Source organism: Clostridium sp. AF27-2AA (genome assembly GCF_003478505.1).
Taxonomy (GTDB): Bacteria; Bacillota; Clostridia; order Lachnospirales; family Lachnospiraceae; genus Brotaphodocola.
Genome location: NZ_QUFI01000010.1, coordinates 45,765 through 66,346 on the forward strand (window position 1 = coordinate 45,765; position 20,582 = coordinate 66,346).

The 20,582-nt window shown below is 46.6% G+C and carries 17 protein-coding genes and 1 tRNA gene; 4 read left to right on the forward strand and 14 right to left on the reverse strand.

From position 1 onward, the window contains the following. Positions 1-19: 19 nt before the first annotated feature. The 7 genes from DWY84_RS07500 to DWY84_RS07535 all read right to left on the reverse strand — a co-directional run bounded on the left by DWY84_RS07500 (position 20) and on the right by DWY84_RS07535 (position 5,107). The gene (locus DWY84_RS07500) at positions 20-547 is read right to left on the reverse strand and encodes a hypothetical protein (RefSeq protein WP_002304315.1); all 528 of its coding nucleotides are present in this window, start codon (positions 545-547) and stop codon (positions 20-22) included. 8 nt (positions 548-555) lie between these two features. Further along, positions 556-1,482 carry a ParB/RepB/Spo0J family partition protein gene (locus tag DWY84_RS07505; RefSeq protein ID WP_002304314.1) on the reverse strand — a complete coding sequence of 309 codons (927 nt, stop codon included), beginning with the start codon at positions 1,480-1,482 and terminating at the stop codon, positions 556-558. Beyond that, the gene (locus DWY84_RS07510) at positions 1,439-2,266 is read right to left on the reverse strand and encodes a ParA family protein (protein WP_002304313.1); all 828 of its coding nucleotides are present in this window, start codon (positions 2,264-2,266) and stop codon (positions 1,439-1,441) included. Before DWY84_RS07510 ends, DWY84_RS07505 begins: the two co-directional genes overlap by 44 nt. A 6-nt stretch (positions 2,267-2,272) precedes the next feature. Next, a complete protein-coding gene (locus tag DWY84_RS07515; protein ID WP_002304312.1) occupies positions 2,273-3,202 on the reverse strand; it encodes a DUF6017 domain-containing protein in 930 nt (309 codons plus the stop codon). After that, positions 3,199-3,402, reverse strand: coding sequence for a hypothetical protein (locus tag DWY84_RS07520; RefSeq protein WP_223385014.1), 204 nt, complete (start codon positions 3,400-3,402; stop codon positions 3,199-3,201). Before DWY84_RS07520 ends, DWY84_RS07515 begins: the two co-directional genes overlap by 4 nt. 569 nt (positions 3,403-3,971) lie before the next feature. Continuing rightward, positions 3,972-4,048: transfer RNA gene (locus tag DWY84_RS07530), tRNA-Arg, on the reverse strand. Positions 4,049-4,228: 180 nt separating this feature from the next. Beyond that, positions 4,229-5,107, reverse strand: a complete 879-nt coding sequence (locus DWY84_RS07535) for a DUF3881 family protein (protein WP_118532004.1) — start codon at positions 5,105-5,107, stop codon at positions 4,229-4,231. Positions 5,108-5,283: 176 nt separating this feature from the next. On the opposite strand from DWY84_RS07535, the gene DWY84_RS07540 reads away from it, so the two are divergent. Next, a complete protein-coding gene (locus DWY84_RS07540) occupies positions 5,284-6,210 on the forward strand; it encodes a ketopantoate reductase family protein (RefSeq protein WP_118532005.1) in 927 nt (308 codons plus the stop codon). Positions 6,211-6,640: 430 nt separating this feature from the next. Here DWY84_RS07540 and DWY84_RS07550 read toward each other — a convergent pair whose 3' ends face one another. From DWY84_RS07550 to DWY84_RS07565, 4 genes are all read right to left on the reverse strand, one after another. Next, positions 6,641-7,396, reverse strand: coding sequence for an alpha/beta hydrolase (locus DWY84_RS07550; protein WP_118532007.1), 756 nt, complete (start codon positions 7,394-7,396; stop codon positions 6,641-6,643). 17 nt (positions 7,397-7,413) lie between these two features. After that, positions 7,414-8,712 (reverse strand): TRAP transporter large permease, encoded by a 1,299-nt coding sequence (locus DWY84_RS07555; protein WP_118532008.1) that lies wholly within the window; start codon positions 8,710-8,712, stop codon positions 7,414-7,416. A 12-nt stretch (positions 8,713-8,724) separates the two neighbouring features. Next, positions 8,725-9,222, reverse strand: coding sequence for a TRAP transporter small permease (locus DWY84_RS07560; RefSeq protein WP_118532009.1), 498 nt, complete (start codon positions 9,220-9,222; stop codon positions 8,725-8,727). 67 nt (positions 9,223-9,289) lie between these two features. Beyond that, positions 9,290-10,429: a TRAP transporter substrate-binding protein gene (locus DWY84_RS07565; RefSeq protein WP_118532011.1), complete on the reverse strand. Its 1,140-nt coding sequence runs from the start codon at positions 10,427-10,429 to the stop codon at positions 9,290-9,292. Between the two features lie 308 nt (positions 10,430-10,737). Between DWY84_RS07565 and dctP the strand changes: the two genes are divergently transcribed. The 3 genes from dctP to larA are packed head-to-tail and all read left to right on the forward strand — an operon-like array spanning position 10,738 to position 15,198. Then, positions 10,738-12,789, forward strand: coding sequence for a TRAP transporter substrate-binding protein DctP (gene dctP, locus DWY84_RS07570; protein WP_118532012.1), 2,052 nt, complete (start codon positions 10,738-10,740; stop codon positions 12,787-12,789). Continuing rightward, positions 12,776-13,927 carry a helix-turn-helix domain-containing protein gene (locus DWY84_RS07575; RefSeq protein ID WP_118532014.1) on the forward strand — a complete coding sequence of 384 codons (1,152 nt, stop codon included), beginning with the start codon at positions 12,776-12,778 and terminating at the stop codon, positions 13,925-13,927. Before dctP ends, DWY84_RS07575 begins: the two co-directional genes overlap by 14 nt. Continuing rightward, the gene (gene larA / locus DWY84_RS07580; RefSeq protein ID WP_118532015.1) at positions 13,924-15,198 is read left to right on the forward strand and encodes a nickel-dependent lactate racemase; all 1,275 of its coding nucleotides are present in this window, start codon (positions 13,924-13,926) and stop codon (positions 15,196-15,198) included. Before DWY84_RS07575 ends, larA begins: the two co-directional genes overlap by 4 nt. A gap of 115 nt (positions 15,199-15,313) precedes the next feature. On the opposite strand, the gene gdhA is transcribed toward larA, so the two are convergent. From gdhA to DWY84_RS07595, 3 genes are all read right to left on the reverse strand, one after another. Beyond that, complete coding sequence (gene gdhA / locus DWY84_RS07585) at positions 15,314-16,648, reverse strand: NADP-specific glutamate dehydrogenase (RefSeq protein ID WP_118532017.1); 1,335 nt, start codon at positions 16,646-16,648, stop codon at positions 15,314-15,316. Between the two features lie 211 nt (positions 16,649-16,859). Then, positions 16,860-18,782 (reverse strand): ABC-F family ATP-binding cassette domain-containing protein, encoded by a 1,923-nt coding sequence (locus DWY84_RS07590; protein WP_118532018.1) that lies wholly within the window; start codon positions 18,780-18,782, stop codon positions 16,860-16,862. Between the two features lie 153 nt (positions 18,783-18,935). Beyond that, positions 18,936-20,567 (reverse strand): ATP-binding cassette domain-containing protein, encoded by a 1,632-nt coding sequence (locus DWY84_RS07595; RefSeq protein WP_118532020.1) that lies wholly within the window; start codon positions 20,565-20,567, stop codon positions 18,936-18,938. Positions 20,568-20,582 lie beyond the last annotated feature (15 nt).

Genomic DNA, 20,582 nt, shown 5'->3' on the forward strand with positions numbered 1-20,582 from the left:
GCGACCATCCATGAACCTGTTACAGTTCATAAATAGTCGCATCCACATCGGCTAAAAGCTCGAACAAGCAAATATCGTCCAGTTCGCAAATCAGGGAACCCATGTCGAAGAAAATATCGTCCTCGCATTCCACCGTAGTAACCACGCTGCGGTGTTCGTTAAGACAAATGGCTTCTTCCTTGTCCATCGTGATCGTAGACATACAGGACACCACATAGAATGTCATATCTTCTGCTAACCACAGCTCCTTGCTCTGAATCGTGCGAACTTTTTCATCGCCGCTCATATCTTCTACATAGGACAGAAGCCGCACGGCTCTGCTGTTCAGAAGTACCTTTCCCTGATAGTCGATACCCTCACCAGCAGAGGACAATACTCGATACTCGCTAATCATCTCGGCATTTTTCTGAAACGACTTTGCCAGAAGCGCAGGAGAAATATCATCGAACTCCTCACTGTAGTTTACGAGCATATCTACCATATAATCAGGATCGCAAAGGTCGTAGAGTTCTTCCAAAGCGCCCTGAATGTTTTTGGGTGTAAACATTTTTTACCTTACCTTTCCATTGATTTTTCTCTTTTTTTCTGCCATTGCTCCAAAAGCTGAATGATTTTATCCTCCATCTGCTTGTTGGTATAGGACTTCGGGAAGTATTTTCGCAACGAATCCGTTTTGAAGGTTACTCTGTCCAGCTCTCCCTTCTTGATTTCATTCATAATCTCGCACATCGCATCCAGCGTACACTCGCCCTCCTGTGCGAGCTTTTTAATTCGCTGTGCTTGCGAAAGGGAAGGAGCTGCTTGAGCATAATCCATTGCAGAAAGAAAATCCTTCTGTTCTTCACTTGCCAGATAGGAAAGCTCCACCGCAGGATTGAATTTGATCTGACCCGTATCTACCATATCCAGCAGTTCCGGAATCAGTTCGGTCAGACGGATATAACGGTGTACCTGATTTCTGCTTTCTCCTGCCTCCTGACCGACTATATCCATTGCCTGCAACTTCATCCCAACTTGGGATGAAGTTAAATCGGTGCGTTGACCTTGATGTTTAATCGCATCCAGCTTCATCTTATAAGCAAATGCTCTTTCACTCGGCAGGATACTCTCCCTCTGCAAATTCGCATCAACCATCAAAATAATGGCTGCATCATCGTCCAGGTCACGAACAATCGCAGGCATGGTTTCCTTACCCGCAAGCTCCGATGCCCGGTGCCGCCTGTGACCAGAAACGATTTCATAACCACCGTCGGGGTCAGGACGGACAATCGCAGGAGTGAGAACTCCGAAATCTCGGACGCTCTCTGCCGTTTTCATCATTTCTTCATCATCAACCACACGGAAGGGGTGTCCCTCAAAGGGGTGTAGCTCAGAAAGCGGAATTTCCTGCACACGCTCCTGCTGGGCTTCAGCTCTGGATTGATCGGTGGAGAAAATATCATCGTACCCCTTCAAGCTGATGTTTGCGCCTTTTTTCTGCATTGTTTAACACCTCCTTCGTCAGAATTTTATAGGCTTCGGCAACTTTGCCTTTGGGATCATGCTTGAAGATACTGGTTCCCTCTGCGCTGATTTCCTCTGCACGGACAGAGCGGGGAATGTCGGTCTTGTAAACCTTCAGCTTTCCGCCGTAGCTCTCCCGAATCAGATTGCTGATGTCTTTGGAGTAGTTGGTGCGGCTGTCCACCATCGTCAGAAGAATCCCTTCAATCCTCAGTTTCGGGTTGATTTGCCTCTTGACCTTGTTGATGGTTCCAAGCAGCTGTTCCAGACCCTTTGCAGGAAGGTATGCTGCCTGAACCGGTATCAGCACATTGTCGGCAGCTGCCAACGCATTGACGGTCAGCATACCCAAAGACGGCATACAGTCAAGAAGAATGTAATCATAATTCTGTTTGACTGTATCCAGGTATTGCCGGAGAATGGTTTCCCGGCTCATGGCATTGACCAGTGCTACCTCCATACCTGAGAGTTCGATGTTGGACGGCACCAAATCAACGCCCTCCGGATGATGAAGAATCCCTTCATCGGGAGTAATAGGGTTTTCCATCATAATCTTTCCCATCAGATCGGAAAGTGTCGGAGACAGATCATCCGGGCAGGGATTGCCCAAACTGACCGTCAGGGAAGCCTGGGGATCGGTGTCTACCAGAAGCACCTTTTTTCCTTCAAGAGCCAAGCCAACGCCCAGATTCTCGGTGGTGGTGGTCTTTCCAGTGCCTCCTTTCTGATTGACCACCGCAATGATGGTTGCTTTTTTCGACATTTATCGTCACTCTCCTTCCTCTCGCTTCATTTTCAATTTCTTAAATCCTCCTTCCAAATATCCGTGTGACATATCGTGCCGAACAAGAGCATCGTAGTAGGTGTCTATTGTCGTCGGCGCATTGTATATCGTAGTCAGCATATACTGACGGATATTTCTAATCTTTGTGGTGTTCTCCTTGAAGCAGTCCATAACATATCGAATGTGTTCGGCATTCAGTTTCATAAACCGACTGCGGACAATTTCTGCCGGACGCTCCTCTGCACCAATGCGAATCAACGGTCGCTTCGTGCAAACTGTTTCAACGATCAACTCCAGAATGTTATCCAGCATTTCGGAATCGTAAGGGTAATCCTTCTTCAACAAATCCATACTGAGCTGATCCGAGAAATAATCAAAGTATTCTTGATACCGGTCATTCTCGTCCATCATTCCACCATTTCCGGAAGGAAAGATAGAATCAGTATCACTAAATTCAGTATTTTTAATATCAGTATTATTACATTGTGATTTCGGAAGTTCTTGAGTTGTGATTTCCATTGTTCCAGAATTGTGATTTTCACAATTCAAGAGTTGTGAATCCACAGCAGAGATAAAGTTCTTCACATAGATCAGGTTGGGCTTTCCCAAACCCTGGCGCTTACGTTCAATCAATCCTGCTTTCTTCTCAAGTTCACTGAGCAGCTTGATAGCCTTTTGTTCAGCACAGTTCAGAGCCATCTTCGCTTCGTCGATTGTAAAAATGATATACACTCTACCGTTTTTATCTATCCAACCATTCTTGGCAGACAGGCTCATGCGGTCAAGCAAAATGCCATACAGCATCTTGGCATCGGCAGAAATATTCCAGAACCTCTCGTTCGTGAACAACACCTTCGGAACTCGATAGAATGTGAATAGATCGGATTGCTGACCGTAAAAATAATCAAAACTCACACGGCTTCACCACCTTCTTTCTGCGGAAAACTTTCTGTTGTCAGCGGAATGCTGCGGAAAGTCGTATCCGTCTTTTCGTAAGGACATCGGGCAAAATAGTAGAAGCGGTATTCCTGTTCATACACATCCATATCAACGAAGCCCCACTTCACGCATAACCTTCTTCGTACACCAACCAATGCACGGGTGATCTCGCCCATAGGGACAGCCATCACATTCCGACTTGGGTTTCGGCGGCAAAGAGATTAAGTAGTAGCAATTATTTCTACCCAGACGGCAGCCCTTTCTGCCATTCGTCCAGAAGTAGCAGTAATGACAGTCGCTCGGCTTGTCTGCGGTATAAACAGGCTTGCTCAAATAAAACACCTCCAATCTCTTGTATTTGCCCATGGGTTTGGGCATAAAAAAAGAGCGCCTATCCATCCCCAATGCGGGGCAAATAGACGCTCTATGTACATAACGATATTTAATTTTATCTGCTATAACTGCATGGTATTCAAAACATCCGCCTTTTTTGATTAGCTGGATTTTTGGCACGATTTTGGGGCTGATTAGCAGGAAGGGCATTTTCATTAGCAAGAACAGCCCGTTTTCTGCTAAAAATTAGCTGGCGATTTTGTCTTATAACAACCGTTCGATTCTGGAGGGGTTGTCAAAAATCAAATTTTGGAGTAGAATTTTATCTCATACAGTGAAAGAGCTTTTTCGTAGCTTTTTATATAAGAAAAGCCGAAAACCCTTGAAAACAAAGGCTTTCGGCGTTGTTCACTGGCGTCCATAAGAGGATTTGAACCTCCGACCCCACGCTTAGGAGGCGTGTGCTCTATCCAGCTGAGCTATATGGACGTGTCTGATATATGATTATAGCCCGATCAAAGTCGAACTGCAATCCCTTATTTAGTTTTTTTTGAGGTGGCCGTTGTAACGCAACCTTAGGAGGCGCTCGTTATATCCATTTAACTATGAGAACATCGTACGCCAAACGTACCCTTATAGAATAACAAAAATCCATCAAAATAGCAAGACTTACGCCTCTGCAAATTTTGCGGTTCCCTGCATCCAGATCTGCCCCTTGAACCGGCGGCCTGCTTTTGGCTCGCCCATGAGGTCTTTCTGGGCAATTCCCACATGGAATACCATGTCGCTGCAGCTGATGGTCAGGTCATAGACCAGCTCGCCGCTCACCCGGTTCTCCTTGGTCTCAATGCCGGTGATCTCGCCGATAATGGAATACTGGTCGCATTCGATGCCACAGGGCATGAAGCTGGAATCTACGATGGAATACAGATCCTCCTTCATGGCTCTTCTGGAAACCTGGGAGTACAGGTCAATATCCTCAATGGTCAGAGTCTCCATGGCATCCTCGTCGCCCTTCTTGGCAGCCTCTAACAGGTTATTGCGGTCTCTGGCTGCAACCTTTGCCATCTCGATCTGCTTTCTGGTCTTGTGAAGCGGAAGCAGCACCTTGCCTTCAATGGCCAGTCCGGTCAGGTTCACCGACTCCGCGGTCCGCGGCATGCGCATGGCCTTGCGTTCCCGGTACTCAAAGCAGTTTTCCAGGTAAAAGATCAGGGAAATTCCCACCCGGTATTCATCGAGAAGTCCTGCGTACGTTTCTTTTTCCGTATGCCGCTGAATGGAACAGTCCGTCGTGGAGGAAACATCGGGGGAATTCAGATACGGGTAATAATATTCACACTGGAACGCGCCTTCCTCATCCATCTCGCCCATCATGACAATGCCCATGCCCGGAGCTACCTCAGCCCGCAGCTCGCAGAGATTGGTTTCCTCATCAAGCTGGATCCGGCGCCACTTAGCCGACGGGATCAGCGATGCCAGAAGTTTTTCAATATCACGCTTTTTTCTATATGTGCTAAAGCCAATGCTTCTCAGAAATTTATGCATATGCTCACCTTCTTAATTTTCTGAATTACAGACAGCAGATTTCTCCTGCGCTCGTTACATTATACATGATACGTTTCTGCTTTTCAATTGAAAAGTTGACAGGAGCCTTTTCCGGTAATATCATAAAAACAATTGCTGTGATCTGCAGCATAAAAGAACAAAGGAGGCACACAATTATGAATCAGCATATCCGCACCATCGCCATTCTGGGCGCAGGCGCAGTAGGTTCCTACCTGGTTATGGGACTTTCCGACAAGTATAAAGAAAATCTCTGGGTCATCGCAGATGGGGAACGAAAAGACCGTCTCGCCAAAAATGGCCTGAATATCAATGACAAAGTCTATTCTCTTCATATAAAAACACCGGCCGAAGCCCATGGTGTGGATCTTCTGTTTGTCTGTACAAAATACACCCAGCTTCGCGATTCTCTGCCGGATATCGAGACCATCACTGATAAACATACCATGGTGGTCAGCCTCCTAAACGGTGTCGACAGTGAGGAGCTCATTGGTCAGCGCATCGGCATGGAGCATATGATTTACTCTCTGATCCGCATTGCCTCCCATCGAATCGGAAATTCCATTCATTTTTCACTTCCAAAAGGCTACAACGGAATCTACATCGGAATCCCGAACCAGCCTGCCTGCCAGGATCCAAGGCTTGCTGCTATTGCGGAGATTTTTGCTGACACACCGGTTACTCTTCATTTAAGTGATGATATCCTGCTAGATATGTGGGATAAATTCGGCTTAAATGTTTCCCGCAATCTACCTCAGGCCATTCTTGGTGTCGGCATCGGAGTTTATGATGACAGCATCTATGCAGATGCCATTATGCGCAGAATGCGCCATGAGGTTGTCCTGGTAGCCAATGCAAAGGGCATTCCCTTAACAGATGAATTTAAAGCCGCCAAATGGCTTCCGTCCCAGCGCTATTCCACCCTGCAGGATCTTGATGCACACCGACATACCGAGATTGATATGTTTTCCGGTGCCCTGATCCGCATGGGAAAAGAGGTTGGCGTGGAATGCCCTTATAATGAAATGACTTACAATCTGATCAAAGCACTGGAAGAAAAGAACGACGGAAAATTTGATTATTGATCTGTGTTTAATTCTTCCGGATATATCTGTTTTCCGAATTCAAAGGCTTTTTGCAGATAACCTGTGCGTTCAATCTTTGGTTCGCCGTTGGTGTTTCCGCAGCCGCCTGCTAACAGCATGCCTTTATCATGAAAACCTATATAATTCACCACCGCAAGACGATAGAAGGATACCGCCTGCTCAAAAGCCCAGCAGGAAAAAACACGTTACCAAATTCATAACAAAAGAAAATGAAGAGGAGAAGCCGCGTGTGTTTGCGGCCTTTCCTCTTCATCCTGATCCATAGCAACTATAACAAATGACTGTTATTGATGATGATCACACCATCTTCCATTTTTTCAATATTCGCTTTTCCGATGATGCCCCTCTGGATTTTCAGTATATCCGTCTAATACCACCATTCTCATAAGCCCAGAATCCCCATTTAATTCTACTCTGCAATTTTTCTCTTCAAATATTCGATACTGCAATCATACACCTGATTTTTCCATGAAACCGAACTAAATTGATGATTGGATCCTGGAATAATCTCAAGTTTTACATGCTTTCCATACAGATCCAGATATGGTCCAATTGCATAAACCGGCACCTTTTCATCTAACTCTCCATGAACCAACAAAACTTCCTTTTCATATCCTGCAGCCCGCTTAACAATATCAAGCTTACGCATCTGGCTCAGGAACTCACTGGACATCATTAATCCTCCGATATCGTAAGTCTCTTTATAACTGCCCGGAATCGCATGCACTCTGCTGCTGATATCATAATATGCCACATTGCCAGGTGCCCACATAATTGCTCCCTTGGGCTGTAATTCCGGAATGATATTTGAAACAATTGCTCCGCCAAGGCTGTGTCCTACCGGATAAAGATTATCCGGATCACACCAGCTCTGTTCTTTTGTCCAATTATAAATTGCCTTTGCCTGCTCAATCTCATCCAGATAACGCATCTCAGAAAAATCGCCGTCACTCTCTCCACAACCGTAAAAATCAAATTTCACACAGGCAATTCCGTTTTCCACACACTTTCTTGCAAAAAGCTCATGTAGCCTCATAATACCAATCCGGTCCACGCAGAATCCATGGTAAAAACACACGGTTGGGAATGGCCCGTCTCCCTCTGGAGTTCTGACATCTCCGCGAATCAATTTTTCATCGACCATTAATTCTACATTCATAAACATATCGCACTCTCTCCTTTTTATCCGTTATATACATAGCCAAGCAGTTTCGGCAGGAACATGGTAATCTGTGGGAATATGATCAAAAGCGCAAGAAGCAGATATAATACCAGAATCATCGGAAGCGTATCCTTAAAAATTTCCTCAAAAGTTGTGTTGGAAACTCTCTGCGCTACAAACAGATTGCCTCCCATTGGCGGTGTGATCATGCCAATACAAAGGTTGATCACCATGATAATTCCAAAATGAAGCGGATCATAACCAATTGCAATCGCGATCGGTGCAAAAATCGGTCCAAATAATACAATGGAAGAAATCGTATCCAGAAACATACCAATAATCAGTAACGCAATATTGATCATCAGCATGATCAGTGCCTTTGAAGATGTTACAGAAAGCATCCACTGGGTCACCATAGTCGGCACGCTGTTCATAGTCAGAATACGGCCAAAGGTATTCGCCGCACCAAACAGTACCATAATGGTTGCTGAGGTAATTGTCGCGTCAAACATAGCCTGACAGAAACGCTTCCAGGTCAACTGATGATACACAAATACCGCTACAATAATTGAATAAACCACACCGATTACGGCAGATTCGGTCGGGGTAAACACACCGGAATAAATACCACCCAGAATAATGATCGGCATCAGAATTGCAGGGATCGCGTCTTTCAGCACTTTTGCTTTTTCCGCGGCGGTTTTTGCCTGCGTTTCTCTTCCCTTATATCCACGCTTCTTACTGGTAAAATAGTTATAGATCATCAATGCAACACCCATTAAAATACCAGGAATGATGCCGGCAATGAACATATAAGATACAGAAACGCCAATAGTGACACCATACATGATCATGGGAATGGACGGCGGGATAACCGGACCAATGGTACTGCCTGCCGCGATCAGTGCGCCGCTATAGCCTTTGGAGTAACCCTGGGATACCATAGCTCCGATCATAATACCGCCTATAGCTGCAGCTGTTGCCGGACCGGAACCGGAGATTGCAGCAAAGAACATAGAAGCAACAATCGCTGCCATACCAAGACCTCCAGGCATGTTTCCTGTCATCATTTCCGCTACATCAACCAGCTTTTTTGCGATTCCGCCATACTCCATCAAGCTTCCGACCAACATAAAAAACGGAATTGCCATCAAAGAAAACGAATCCATACTGGTCACCATGGACTGGGCCAGCATCTGAATCATATTGCCTCCTCCGCCCAATGCAAATGTAGCCACACAGCTCAATCCCAAACTCACCGCAATGGGAACAGTTCCGATCAGGCATACAAACAATACCCCTAACATTGTTCCTATCATATGTTTATCCTCCTATTCCTGTTCTGTACTGCAGAATTCTCCTACACGTCTCTGGATGATACGAATACTCATTCCAGCCATGCCCAGCACTCCGGCAAGATACATGATCCATTTCGGTACCAGCGGAAGCGCGGATAATACCTGACCCTGGTTTTTCACCAACATCATGACACCAAAAATCTGCCAGGACAGATAAAAACCGTAAATCACTGCCACAATATCTCCAAGAAAATAAATGGTTTCAAATATTTTGGGATTTTTCTTAAACATAAGCGATAATGCCGTAACGCGCATATGTGCGTTAATCATGCCGGCCCAGCTAATCCCGGCAAAAGAAGTCCATACCAGAAGCAGCCTTGCAAGCTGTTCGCCCCAAGAAAGCGTAAAATTAAACACAAATCGCGTCACTACATTCAGCGCAATAATCACTGTCATTACAAGAAACATACTCACAATCATGTACTTTTCTATCTGATTATAAAAAGGTACTTTTTTTCTGTTTTCTTCCATTCTGTTCTCCTTATAACATAGGCTGCCGATCTCCGGTAACCCTGATTCCGACAGCCTGACTGATAAATTATTTTACATATTTCTGGTTGATCTCATTGACCTGGCTGATCAAATCTTCTCCAATTTCCGGACCATACTTATCATAAACCGGCTGTGCCGCGTCTTTGAATGCCTGACGTTCCTCATCAGTCAGTGTGATTACGACGTTCGTTCCGTTATTTCCGATCTTTTCTTCAAGTTCAGCCTCATTGCTTGCAGATAATTCACGTTCATAGGTTACCATCTCGTTGACACATTCCCGGATCAGCTTCTGATCAGACTCGCTGAGGGAATCCCACCATGTTTTGGATGCCAGAAGTGGGCTGGTATCGTAAATATGGCCGGTCTTGATGATGTATTTCTGTACTTCATACAGTCTGTTTCCGTCAATATTCGCGAATGGATTTTCCTGTGCGTCCATGGTTCCGTTCTGGAGAGCGGTGTAAAGCTCAGAGAATGCCATCGGAACAGCAGATGCGCCTAATGCATTAAAATGATCAATATGCATCTGGTTTTCCATAACACGAATCTTTAAGCCCTTCATGTCCTCCGGCTTATGGATCTCCTTGTTTGCTGTCACATGACGCCAGCCGGTTGCCAGCCATGCCATTCCCTCAAATCCTGCCGGCTGCAGATTTTCAAAAATTGTCTGTCCAACATCTCCGTCCAGCACTTCTTCTGCTGCTTCGTTAGACTGGAACAGATACGGAAGATCCAAAAGCTTGGTTGTCTCTGTAAATGCTCCCAGAAATGCTACTGACGAAATAGCCATTTCCAGAGTTCCCATCTGAAGCTGCTCTAATAACTCCGTATTATTGCCAAGAGCAGATGCAGGAAATACATTTACCGTAATCCTGCCTCCGGTCTTTTCGTTCAGCATATCACCTAATTTTTTTGATGCCACATCAATCGGTACACCTTCCTGACTTACATGGGCAATTTTAATTGTAATCTTATCCCCCTGTGTGTAATCCGTACCATCTGACGTATCCTGTGAAGCAGCTGCATCAGTCGTTTCCACTTTTGTTTCTGCAGCGGCCTGACTCTGTTCGCTTCCCTTCCCTGCATCTGCAGAAGTCTGAGAACTGCCGCCGCATCCTGCTACAGATAAAGCTGTCAGAGATACTGCTGATGTAAGCGCAATCAGTTTCTTAAATGTTTTCTTCATGTTGTAACCTCCCGTTTCTTACTGACCTTGTTTCCTGTTTCGAATGTGCCTTAAGTATAGCAACAGGCATATTTAAAAACAATATTGGTCGGATATAACAAGCTCTCTTCTTTTTTGTATTTTCAGCACACCATATTTATATGTGCTGAAAATTACTTCCGTATTCCAGGGTGATTTTTATGCTTTTTTCAGCATTTTTCCAGTCTTTATGTGTTGATTCGATAATTTTTCTTTTTTAAGATTGTATCTCGTGCACATTTCCGATCTTTTCATTCAATGTTATACTTCCTGTATAAGGAGGTCATACCATGTACTTAAGTGATTTAAATCTCCAGTTTTTAATCAGCAACATTCAGACTGTATGCAATAAAACCATTTTGATTGCCAGTCCTTCCTGGCAGGCACTTAGCTGTACTCACACCGATGTTACTTCCTATACACAGGATGTTCTCACCTACTGTATCGCAACCAATGACCCAGACAAGGCCGCACAACACTTCGGAATCACCATTACACCTTTTTACGTGGAAGAAACCCTGGTCTGTTACTTTCTGATCTTTGACAAAAACAGTGTTCAGCTATCTGCTTATTTAAAAACGCTGACCAGCCTTCTTATTGCTCCGCAGATATCAGATCGGCACAGCCAAATGGCCAACACCCGAAGTATTCTGGTAAATCAGCTCTCCAACATCCACCAGGGAATCTCGGAAATTGAACCGATCATGAAGGATTTCGACTACCGCTATAACTGTCCACGCTGTGCCATCCTTCTTGAAATCGCACATCAGAACAAACATGCCTTCAGCTATAAATTTGATTCTTCCGAAACCGCAATAGAGAGCCTAATCACCAGTCACTCCCTCTATTCAAAAGATGATATTTTCGGATTTTTAAGTTCAGAACGATATGTGATCTACAAAGACACTCAGAACCTTTGTGAATCTGACCGGCCGGACATGCTTTCCGGCTATGCAGACTCCATTGTAAAAGATATGAAGAAACAGCAGGGAATCCTTTTGCATGCAGGAATCGGAAGTACTTATGAAGATCTTCCAAATTTAAGAAACAGCTATCTTGAGGCACTGTTTCTCATTACAAATTATGACTATCTCAATGCAGATGCCGCGCTGAGTCTCCAAATCAAAAACTATATATTTGAATTTCTGGCCAGCCGAATTTCCCCTGGTTACTGGAACAGCCGTTTTCATGTTCTATCCCAACAGCTTTCCACTCAGCCACTTTTACTGGAAACAGCTATTGAATTATCCAGGCATGATCAGAATCTTTCCCGAACTGCAGAAAGCCTGGGGCTGCATCGTAATACCATGCTACAGCGGGCCGCCAAATTAAAAAATGTAACCGGCTTAAATCCGGCACAAAATGATTTTGACCGCATGACACTCCGGGCATTTGCCCTGCATGTCAATCAGAAGATCACTCTGCAGGCTGGCATTGTCATTCAGCCGAATTCCGTGCTTCATCAGGGTATGCAGAAAATGGCGGATCTGGTCAGTAAAAATTCTGGAGGTGCAATCAATATCAACATCCACACACTCTCCATTTCCGGAAACAATGACCACCTGTTCGAGATTCTCCGCTCCGGCTCTATCGACTTTATCGTTGCAGCCACTGGTGTAATGAACCGTTTTACCAATAACCGCTCAAAGGTACTGGATTATCCATTTCTGTTCCATTCCAACTCAGAAGCGAAGTACCTCTTGAACAGCCTCATTCTGCAGGAAATCGAACCTTATCTGGACACCATCGGCGTAAAATGCCTGAACATCTGGTCCATGGGCTGGCGGTATCTGACCTCCAAAGAACCGATCCATACACCACAGGATCTGGCCGGTCGGAAAGTTCGGGTCATGTTTACGGAAGCCCTGGACGAATACTATCGCAGTATGGGAGCCATTCCCATTAAAATGAACTACAACGATGTTAAGGATGCCCTCCATGCCGGCATTATCGAATGTCAGGAAAATCCATACAGCAACACGCTCGGTATGAAATTTTACGAAGAGCAGACTTATATCACTCGCCTGAAATATTATCTGAGTACCGAGGCTCTCTATGTATCCAAAAACACTTGGAGCAAGTTGTCCACAGAACAGCAGAATGTAATCCAGTCAGCAGCCCTGGAAACCACAAACTGGATTTTCCAAGAACAGCAGGAGGTTATTAACCAGAATTGTAAGAGGATTCTTACCCAGGAAAAAGGCATGAAAATCATAGAAGTAACCCCAGAAGAGACCAAACAGTGGAAAGAATTTGCAAAAACCATGTATGCCACCTTCCCACATCAGGATCTGTTATCCAAAATTGAACAGGTCAGAAAGGAGTATTATGCAGGAAAATGAAATGCTAAAGCTTTTTCAGGCCATCCGTGAGATATTTCCAGAAAGCTTTCTTCAGCTACTGGACAAAAACAACCGCATGATCCAGGAGACGCCCCGACCGGAGTATTACCCGGATGAATCGGTTTCCTACAGCGGGTTCAAAGAAATTGTATCATTAAAAAACGCCCAGGGAGAAGCTTTTTATAAGCTTACCTTTCCGGTTGCTCCTATCTACATGCTGCGCCTGCTGATTCCTGCAGCCAAAACAGAAGATGTCTTTACCTCCGCTAAAATGGCAGAATCCATTATCCAGCTATTTCAGGCCAAACCGACCAGAAAAGCTCAAACCTCCCGACAGAGCGACATGGCGCTTTTGCTGGATCATCTTCTTCATCCGACTTCCACCGAGGATCATACTTATACTGCATTGCTGGCTGCTGAACTGGATCTGGATATGTCACTCCCCCGGGCAGTCTGCCTTTTACAGCTTCAGGCCCCGGATGGTATGTCCCCCCCTGCCAAAGCGGCAGCAGCCCAGACCTTTTTTCAAATGGTCCGGCACTTTATCTCCTCTGCTGGAAATCAGGATATTCTGGGAAACTTTGGTTCCAGCGAAATCATCCTGTGCCATGTGATGACAGAAGAAGCCCCGATGCTTTTCTTTGATAACCTTTATGACTATCTGAAAAAGAATTCGGTGTTCCATTGTTCCATCGCGGTGGGACTGACAGTTAATAACCTGAATGATTACGCGTCCAGCTTTTCCTCCGCAAAATCGGCCTTCCGCTATGCATCCAGCCAGAGCGCCTCACAGAAAAACATTTATTTTGTAACGGCCTTTCTTGCAGAGCACCTGGTCTATCAGCTTCCTGAAAACCTGTTTGAGCACTTCTTCCAAGCAGAACTGTCTTACCTTGAAAGCAACGCGACAGCTGTAAAAACCATTCAGGCTTTGGTTGAAAACAACATGGATCTTGTGTCCTCTGCGGAAGATCTCTTTATTCACAGAAATACCATGGTATTTCGTTTGAACCAGCTTAAAAAGTCCCTGAATCTCAATCCGCTTCACAAAGATAATGACCGTTTTAAACTGATTCTTCTGTATCATTACTATAGAAAAATACATTCTGCAAACACATCTGCAAAGGAGGCTTTATGAACAAACCCTACTCTTTTCCATATGGAAAAACAACTCAGACTGCAGTTCTTCCAGAAACCTGTATTCAGGCTGTCATCGAATCTGATCTGTCCTCTTACAGGCCACCTCTGGGACCGGAGGAAACCGTCAAATATGCACTGGAAAATCCACATGATACCGCCGAGCTTTCTGTTCTCGCCAAGGGCTGCAAAACCGTTACGGTCATCACCTCTGACCACACCCGCCCCATGCCCAGCCAGATCACGATGCCGCTTCTTCTACAGGAAATCCGAAAAGGCAATCCGGATGTACAAATTACCATTCTGATTGCTACCGGCTGTCACAGAAAAACTACACAGAAAGAACTGACAGAACGATTTGGCGAGACCATTGTCAAGCAGGAACACATTGTTGTCCATAATTGTGATGAAGGCCCATTCTGCCAGATTGGCACCAGTCCCAGCGGCAACCATATCGAACTAAACCAGATTGCCTGTGAAGCAGATCTGCTGATTGCTGAGGGATTTATTGAGCCGCATTTCTTTGCAGGTTTCTCTGGCGGCCGAAAAAGCATCCTTCCTGGTGTTGCCTCCAGAAAAACCATTATGTACAATCATGCGGCCTGCAATATTCATGATCCTCATTCCGTCTCAGGCATTCTGGAAGGAAATCCAGTTCATGAAGATATGCTCTTTGCTGCAAAAGCTTCTGGAATCCGCTTTATCCTGAATGTGATCCTGAACCAGAATAAAGAAATTATCGGCGCAGTAGCCGGTGACATTGATACTGCCCATAAAGCCGGCGTTGCCTTTTTATCTTCTATGTGCCGCCGCAAACCAGTTTTTTCAGATATTGTAATCACTTCCAACGGCGGCTATCCTCTTGATCAGAATATCTACCAGAGTGTCAAGGGAATGACCACTGCTGCTGCCTCCTGCAAAAAGGGTGGTATCATTATTATGCTTTCCAGCTGCTGTGACGGACATGGCGGTCAGGATTTCTTCCAGACCTTTGCCCGAGAGCCAGATACCAAAAAAATTCTCGATGACATCCTTTCGCGCGCGCAGACTAAAACGATTCCAGATCAGTGGCAGTCCCAGATTTTCTGTCAGATTCTTCTGGACCACACTGTAATTCTGGTAAGCGATGCACCCAGAGAGATGGTAGAAGCCCTGCACCTTATTTATAGCAATTCCCTTTCCGATGCCTTTTGCCAGGCCGTCGAAATTCTGCATAAACCGGAACCTTCCATCACCCTGATTCCTGATGGCGTTTCTGTCATTTTAACCTGATTATCTTTTTCCATCAAAAACCATTTCTAACTGAAACGAAAAATCCCACAGGATCTGGGCAAACTGCCCGGTCCTGTGGGATTTTTTATATCTTTGTTTTAACTCAAATCAGATTTTACACAACGCCCTGTGCGATCATGGCATCTACAACCTTCTCAAAGCCTGCGATGTTTGCGCCTGCAACATAGTTGCCCTCTACGCCGTAGCGTTTTGCAGCGTCATCTGCTTTTGCGAAGATGTTAACCATGATGTCATGGAGCTTTGCGTCTACTTCCTCGAAGGTCCAGGACAGTCTTAAGCTATTCTGGCTCTGCTCCAGACCAGAAGTTGCAACGCCGCCTGCGTTTGCAGCCTTACCAGGCATGAAGAGAATCTTCTTCTCTACGAACAGGTCGGTAGCTTCTCTGGTGGACGGCATGTTAGCGCCCTCAGCTACTGCGAAGCAGCCGTTTGCGATCAGTGCCTTAGCGTCATCTAAGTTCAGCTCGTTCTGGGTTGCGCACGGAAGCGCGATGTCACACGGAATGGTCCAGATACCCTTGCCCTCGGTGTATTTTGCAGTCGGAACAGCGTCAACGTACTCTTTGATTCTGCCGCGGCGGCCTTCCTTGATCTCTTTTACAACATCCAGCTTGATGCCATCCGGATCGTATACATAACCGTTAGAGTCGCTCATTGCAACAACCTTTGCGCCGTACTGCTGAACTTTCTCTACTGCGTAGATAGCTACGTTACCGGAACCAGATACCAGAACGGTCTTGCCAGCCAGCTCTTTGCCATTGTGGCTTAACATCTCGTTTAAGATGTAGATCAGGCCATAGCCGGTTGCCTGGGTTCTTGCCAGGGAACCGCCGAAGGTCAGGCCTTTACCGGTCAGAACGCCCTCGTACAGACCAGTCAGTCTCTTGTACTGTCCAAACAGATAGCCGACCTCTCTTGCGCCTACGCCGATATCACCAGCCGGAACATCGGTATCTTTGCCGATATGGCGGTAGAGCTCGGTCATAAAGCTCTGGCAGAATGCCATAACCTCACGGTCAGATTTGCCCTTCGGATCGAAGTTGGAACCACCTTTACCGCCGCCCATAGGAAGACCGGTTAAGGAGTTTTTCAGGGTCTGCTCAAAGCCCAGGAACTTTAAGATACTCTGGTTTACGGACGGATGAAGACGAAGTCCTCCTTTGTACGGTCCGATTGCACTGTTGAACTGTACACGATAACCTTTGTTTACCTGTACGTTACCCTTATCATCTACCCACGGAACCTTGAAGGAGATAATTCTCTCCGGCTCTACAAAACGCTCCAGGATACCAGCTTTGCGGTATTTCTCCTCGTTTGCGTCAATAACCAGTTTTAAGGAATCCAGAACCTCTTTTACTGCCTGATGGAACTCCGGCTCGCCCGGGTTCTGTGCTACTACTCTCTCATAGACTTCATCTACATAAGACATAACTTTTCTCCTCCTTGAGTTATCATCTTTTTCTGAAAAATGACAATAGGGCACCGCCAATATCGGCGGAGCCCCATTGCTCTTTACGTATCGTAGAGATTATAACAATTTAAATTACTAAAGTCAATCCCTTCATTTTGAAACTTTCATTGTAAAAAATCATGGCAGATATACCCTGGATTTATATTTTCATTAAGCGGTCATAACAAAATTAAGACTGTGCGGCGATTTTTTCGGCTAATTCCTGTAAGTACATCCACCGGTCCATTTTCTCTTCCAGAAGTGCTTCCTTCTCCGCCTTCTCAGTCATGAGCTGATTTAACCTGCCGTAATTGGTAGCGGACTCCGCGATCTGGCCATCCAGTGCTTCCAGATCCGCTTCCAGTCCGGCGATTTCATCCTCAATAGTGTCCCACTCCCGCTGCTCCTTGAAGGAGAATTTCAGCTTCTTCTGGTGGGCTCTGCCGTCCTGGGAGGATTTCTTTGCAGCGGTTCCGGATGCTTCATCGACTCCGGTCTCACCTGCCGCTCCCTGCGCACTTCCGCCTGCATTTCCAGCACTGCTGTTTCCGGCTCCGCTCCGATTTCCGCCAGCGCTGCCCCGGCCTGCACCATTTCCGCCTGACAGTTCCGGATGCTTCATCAGATAAGCTGCCTGGTAATCCGTAAAGCCTCCCTCATACTGCACCACATTTCCATCGCCCTCAAAAGCAAAGATCCGGCGCACCATACGGTCCAGGAAATACCGGTCATGGGATACAGTAATGACAATACCCTGGAAGTTGTCCAGATAATCCTCCAGAATGGTCAGAGTGCGAATATCCAGATCATTGGTCGGCTCATCCAAAAGCAGTACATTCGGAGCATCCATCAGAATGCGCAGCAGATACAGACGCCGCTTCTCACCTCCGGAAAGACGGCTGATGGTGGTGTACTGCACACTGCCCGGGAACAGAAAACGCTCCAGCATCTGGGACGCGCTGATGCTTCCATCCTTCGTCTGCACATACTCTGCCACGTTGCGGATGTAGTCGATGACCTTCAGATTCTCATCCATGGCCTCATTCTCCTGGGAGAAATAGCCGATCTTGACCGTCTGTCCGATCTCGATGGTTCCGGAATCCGGCTGAACCCATCCGGCGATCATCTTCATGAGGGTGGACTTTCCGCTTCCGTTCGGCCCGATGATGCCGACCCGGTCATTCTTTAAAAAGATATAGGTGAAATCCTTTAACAGTACCTTATTGCCATAGGCCTTGCAGAGATCCTTTACCTCCACGGTAGTCCGGCCCAGACGGCTGGAGATGGACTCCATCTCCACTTCCTTGTCAAACTCCGGCGCATCCATATCCCGCAGTGCCTCATAGCGCTGGATATGGGCCTTCTGCTTGGTGGAACGGGCCCTGGCACCGCGCTGCATCCAGGCAAGCTCAGTCCGCAGAATCGTCTGGCGCTTGCGCTCGGAAGCCACCGCCATGTCGATACGCTCTGCCTTTAACTTGACAAAGCCTTCATAGTTGGTCTGATAGCTGTAGAGCTTTCCCTTGTCTAGCTCCACAATGCGGTTGGTCACGCTGTCCAGAAAATACCGGTCATGGGTGATCATCAGCAGGGCGCCCCGGAATTTCTTTAAATACTCCTCTAGCCAGTCTGCCATTTCACTGTCTAAGTGGTTGGTCGGCTCGTCCAGGATCAGAAGGTCGGCCGTGGAGAGCAGCACACTGGTCAGCGCCACACGTTTTCTCTGGCCGCCGGACAGATGCTCCACCTTCTCATCAAAGTCATAAATGCCAAGTCTTGTCAGAATATTCTTGGCACTGGCCTCAATTTCTTCCCGGGAAGAAAAATGCGGCTCGTCCTGATTGTCCCGCACAATAGCATCCAGAACTGTATCACCGGCAGTAAATACCGGAATCTGGGGCAGATAGCGGACGTAAAGATTTCTGCGGCGCACTACAGAGCCATCGTCTGGCTCCTCCAGTCCGGCCACAATTTTCAGAAGGGTAGACTTTCCGGTACCGTTGATGCCGATGAGGCCCACCTTCTCGCCCTCATTGATGCTGAACGCTGTATCATCAAACAGCAGGCGCTCAGTATAAGATTTTGTCAGATGTTCGATTGTAATTAAACTCATAAGTCCTCCATGACATGTCAGTCAGAATGTGTCCGGGGATGCCGCCTTTGCCCACAAGGCAAACCGCGCAGCTTCCACCAGACGCACCATGGAAAAAGGGCAGTCCCCTTCGATCCCCTCCGGGTCTCTTTCAGGACTGCCCTATAACTATTTTTAGTCTTCGTCTTTCTCCTCAACAGAGAATACAAAACGTTTTCTTGCCATCTCATCGCTCTCAAGGTACTCGTCGTAGGTAGTGATCTTATCGATCAGCTTACCATTTACGATCTCCATGATGCGGTTTGCGGTGGTCTGTACGATCTGATGGTCACGGGAAGAGAAGATCAGAACACCCGGGAATTTGATCAGACCGTTGTTCAGCGCAGTAATGGACTCCATATCCAGATGGTCAGTCGGCTCATCTAACATCAGCACATTGGCGCCGGAGATCATCAGCTTGGAAAGCATGCAGCGAACCTTCTCACCACCGGAAAGAACGCGGACCTTCTTCACGCCATCCTCACCTGCAAACAGCATACGGCCAAGGAAACCACGTACATAAGTTACATCCTTTTCCGGAGAATACTGGGTCAGCCAGTCTACGATGGTATCATCGCTGTCAAACTCAGCGGTGTTGTCCTTCGGGAAGTAGGACTGGGTAGTAGTCAGGCCCCACTTGTAGGAACCCTCATCCGGCTCCATCTGACCAGACAGGATCTGGAACAGAACGGTCTTCGCGCGCTCGTTCGGTCCTACCAGGGCAACCTTGTTGTCACGGGTCAGGGTAAAGCTGATGCCATCTAAGATCTTCTCGCCGTCGATAGTCTTGGATAAATTCTCAACGGTAAGAACCTCGTTTCCGATCTCGCGGAACGGGCGGAAGTCGATGTACGGATACTTACGGCTGGACGGACGGATGTCATCTAACTCGATCTTCTCCAGGGCACGCTTTCTGGAAGTAGCCTGCTTGGACTTGGAAGCGTTTGCGGAGAATCGCTGAATGAACTCCTGCAGCTCTTTGATCTTCTCCTCTTTCTTGCGGTTTGCTTCCTTCATCTGTTTTACCATTAACTGGCTGGACTCATACCAGAAGTCGTAGTTACCAGCGTACAGCTGAATCTTGCCGTAGTCGATATCCGCGATGTTGGTGCAGACCTTGTTCAGGAAGTAACGGTCATGGGATACCACGATAACGGTATTCTCAAAGTTAATTAAGAACTCCTCCAGCCATGCGATCGCGTCCAGATCCAGATGGTTGGTCGGCTCGTCGAGGAGCAGGATGTCCGGGTTTCCGAACAGTGCCTGTGCCAGCAGGACTTTGACCTTTAACGCACCGGTTAAATCCTTCATGAGGCTGTAGTGATACTCGGTATCAACTCCCAGGCCGTTTAACAGGTTAGCTGCGTCAGATTCAGCCTCCCAGCCATTCATCTCTGCAAACTCTCCCTCTAACTCTGCTGCCTTGATTCCGTCCTCATCAGAGAAATCCGGCTTCATATAGATAGCATCCTTCTCTTTCATCACATCGTACAGGCGCTTGTTGCCCATGATCACGGTATCCAGTACGGTGTACTCGTCGTATTTAAAGTGGTCCTGCTGCAGGAAAGACAGACGCTGACCCTGGGTGATCACAACATCACCGTTGGTCGGTTCTAACTGTCCGGATAAGATTTTTAAGAAGGTAGACTTTCCGGCACCATTCGCGCCGATGAGTCCGTAACAGTTTCCCTCGGTAAATTTGATATTTACATCTTCAAATAATGCTTTTTTCCCCACACGCAGGGTAACACCATTTGCACTAATCATTCTTTCTAACACCTT

Excerpts from the sequence above, each read along its gene's own strand:
- DWY84_RS07500 (WP_002304315.1), bottom strand. The coding sequence starts at position 547 with ATGTTTACACCCAAAAACATTCAGGGCGCTTTGGAAGAACTCTACGAC.
- DWY84_RS07505 (WP_002304314.1), bottom strand. The coding sequence starts at position 1,482 with ATGCAGAAAAAAGGCGCAAACATCAGCTTGAAGGGGTACGATGATATT.
- DWY84_RS07510 (WP_002304313.1), bottom strand. The coding sequence starts at position 2,266 with ATGTCGAAAAAAGCAACCATCATTGCGGTGGTCAATCAGAAAGGAGGC.
- DWY84_RS07520 (WP_223385014.1), bottom strand. The coding sequence starts at position 3,402 with ATGGGCGAGATCACCCGTGCATTGGTTGGTGTACGAAGAAGGTTATGC.
- DWY84_RS07535 (WP_118532004.1), bottom strand. The coding sequence starts at position 5,107 with ATGCATAAATTTCTGAGAAGCATTGGCTTTAGCACATATAGAAAAAAG.
- DWY84_RS07540 (WP_118532005.1), top strand. The coding sequence starts at position 5,284 with ATGAATCAGCATATCCGCACCATCGCCATTCTGGGCGCAGGCGCAGTA.
- DWY84_RS07550 (WP_118532007.1), bottom strand. The coding sequence starts at position 7,396 with ATGTTTATGAATGTAGAATTAATGGTCGATGAAAAATTGATTCGCGGA.
- DWY84_RS07555 (WP_118532008.1), bottom strand. The coding sequence starts at position 8,712 with ATGATAGGAACAATGTTAGGGGTATTGTTTGTATGCCTGATCGGAACT.
- DWY84_RS07560 (WP_118532009.1), bottom strand. The coding sequence starts at position 9,222 with ATGGAAGAAAACAGAAAAAAAGTACCTTTTTATAATCAGATAGAAAAG.
- DWY84_RS07565 (WP_118532011.1), bottom strand. The coding sequence starts at position 10,429 with ATGAAGAAAACATTTAAGAAACTGATTGCGCTTACATCAGCAGTATCT.
- dctP (WP_118532012.1), top strand. The coding sequence starts at position 10,738 with ATGTACTTAAGTGATTTAAATCTCCAGTTTTTAATCAGCAACATTCAG.
- DWY84_RS07575 (WP_118532014.1), top strand. The coding sequence starts at position 12,776 with ATGCAGGAAAATGAAATGCTAAAGCTTTTTCAGGCCATCCGTGAGATA.
- larA (WP_118532015.1), top strand. The coding sequence starts at position 13,924 with ATGAACAAACCCTACTCTTTTCCATATGGAAAAACAACTCAGACTGCA.
- gdhA (WP_118532017.1), bottom strand. The coding sequence starts at position 16,648 with ATGTCTTATGTAGATGAAGTCTATGAGAGAGTAGTAGCACAGAACCCG.
- DWY84_RS07590 (WP_118532018.1), bottom strand. The coding sequence starts at position 18,782 with ATGAGTTTAATTACAATCGAACATCTGACAAAATCTTATACTGAGCGC.
- DWY84_RS07595 (WP_118532020.1), bottom strand. The coding sequence starts at position 20,567 with ATGATTAGTGCAAATGGTGTTACCCTGCGTGTGGGGAAAAAAGCATTA.